3 protein-coding genes are annotated in these 1914 nt (G+C 32.3%); all 3 read right to left on the reverse strand.

Translation table 11 applies throughout. The annotated features are described in order from the left end of the window. Positions 1-245: 245 nt before the first annotated feature. The 3 genes from DXB63_RS17630 to DXB63_RS17640 are packed head-to-tail and all read right to left on the reverse strand — an operon-like array spanning position 246 to position 1452. Positions 246-671 (reverse strand): hypothetical protein, encoded by a 426-nt coding sequence (locus DXB63_RS17630; protein WP_122127695.1) that lies wholly within the window; start codon positions 669-671, stop codon positions 246-248. Positions 672-673: 2 nt separating this feature from the next. After that, complete coding sequence (locus DXB63_RS17635) at positions 674-1063, reverse strand: helix-turn-helix domain-containing protein (protein WP_122127696.1); 390 nt, start codon at positions 1061-1063, stop codon at positions 674-676. After that, entirely contained in the window at positions 1060-1452 is a 393-nt protein-coding gene (locus DXB63_RS17640) for a hypothetical protein (protein WP_122127697.1), read from the reverse strand. Before DXB63_RS17640 ends, DXB63_RS17635 begins: the two co-directional genes overlap by 4 nt. Between the last annotated feature and the right edge of the window lie 462 nt (positions 1453-1914).

Consider the following 1914-nt stretch of genomic DNA (forward strand, 5'->3'; position numbering starts at 1 on the left):
ATGTACGGTTCAAAAAGTCAAAAGGGTATATCCAAGAAAAAGGATAATAAACGATCCAAAGAGGAAGACAAGGATCATTTTGACGGCAGCCCGGAATCTATCTCACAGGTTGATGAATAATCCGGGGAAAACTGTCCGCAAGCACAAAAAAATCACCTTGATGTTTTTAAAAAACATAAGGATGATTGCGAACAAACATCAGGTTGTTTTTAAAAAACATCAAGGTGATTTTTGGCGTTAAGACCTCACTCCTTTTTTTTCTCTATTACATAATCATCATTGATTCCCTCTTGCAGATTAATCGGCGGAAGTACAACAGTATTAAGTACTGTTCCTTCGGTCTTTATATGAATTATTCCCCGAGCAGCACCGACTACAATAGTAGCCATATACCGAAGAAAATCAACGGGAATAACCCATTTATTATCTTCTTTTACCTTATCCCAACCTTCGGGAGATATATCAAAGTAACATGCTAATTCCAATATCAAAAGTAAGTTCTGTTTCTGTTCATATTTGAACGTTCCCACAGCCCTAATTCCAGTTCTATCCGTATTAACAGTAAATGAAAAATCAACAGATGTTCCAATTGTTTCACCATAGACAAGAACATCTGGAAATACAGCAAATTGCTTCGTTTCAATATGCGAAATTTTATAAGGTATTACCATCTTTATGCGCTTAATAAGATTTTATCCTCTTGAATGTCTTTATCCATATAAGAACTATATCCGTTTTTCTGTGGAATGGCGTAAACACTTGTTTTAAAAGTAGCTTTATACATAATGTCATCTCTTACCATATAAGATTCCATATCCATATATTCAATACAAGGTACTTTTCCTATAGCTAAGGAAAGTTCAATCAATTTGCTCAATTTATGATCAAAGTCTCCATTTAGCAGTTGAGATATATATCCTTTGCTACATCCCAAATATTCCGCTAGTTGAGTATTATTCATTCCATTTTTTCTTTTGAATCCATCAATTTCCCGAAACAATTCAGTCTGAATTTTTGCCAACCAATACCCTTTACTCTTTAACAGTTCTGCTCTTGTTTTCATGATTTTATATCTTTAAAAGAATCCAAAAATTGTTTTTTTATAGATCTAAATGATAGGATATCTTTGCTTTGGTTATTCTTATAACCGCCTATAACAATAATTTTTCCTCCTTTTTGTTGCATGACATAAACTCTCAAATGTCTTGATTTGAATTCATACTCTTTCACGTCACCTTTTCCACCTTTTAATTCTCTAAATTTCGTATCAGGCAACGATTGTAAATTTGCAACTGCTTCCATATAATAGCCGATAGCATCCAATTCACTTTTATATTGTTCTTCCAACTTAGATGCAAATTCATCAAACAGGCATATCCCATCCATTATTAATTTGCTAAAAATCTGCTTCCCACGTATGCTATCTATCTCTTCAAGCGCAAATTTACTCATATTTCGTTAAGTTCAAACTAAACACATCCTTTTTTATCTTTAATTACAATTATTATATCCAATAATCCTCAATACTCCAATTATTGCAAAGGAATATATTTTATTTTGCATTAACAAATAATTATCACCAAACAAAAAAAGTAAATATCCAAAATTGACGAAGAACCCCAATTGGGTGCTTACTGAAAAGCGTGACAGTGTGACGGCGTGACACGTACTTTCGGACTATTATATATACTATTGTATAATGTATAAGTTAATATATGTATTTCTTATATTATAGTACATATAATACTAATAAAACCACTGTCACAGTGTCACGCTGTCACATAAAATATCAAAGTGCGGCATTTGTGACACTTGTGACACCTACTTTTAAACCTTATATATACATAGTAATAATTGTCTTGTCCTGCTATAGGTTGACTCAAACAGATCATCAAATGAGTTCAAAAGAATTAA

Origin of the sequence: Bacteroides sp. OM05-12, from assembly GCF_003438995.1 — a bacterium.
GTDB lineage: Bacteria > Bacteroidota > Bacteroidia > Bacteroidales > Bacteroidaceae > Bacteroides.

Excerpts from the sequence above, each read along its gene's own strand:
- DXB63_RS17630 (WP_122127695.1), bottom strand. The coding sequence starts at position 671 with ATGGTAATACCTTATAAAATTTCGCATATTGAAACGAAGCAATTTGCT.
- DXB63_RS17635 (WP_122127696.1), bottom strand. The coding sequence starts at position 1,063 with ATGAAAACAAGAGCAGAACTGTTAAAGAGTAAAGGGTATTGGTTGGCA.
- DXB63_RS17640 (WP_122127697.1), bottom strand. The coding sequence starts at position 1,452 with ATGAGTAAATTTGCGCTTGAAGAGATAGATAGCATACGTGGGAAGCAG.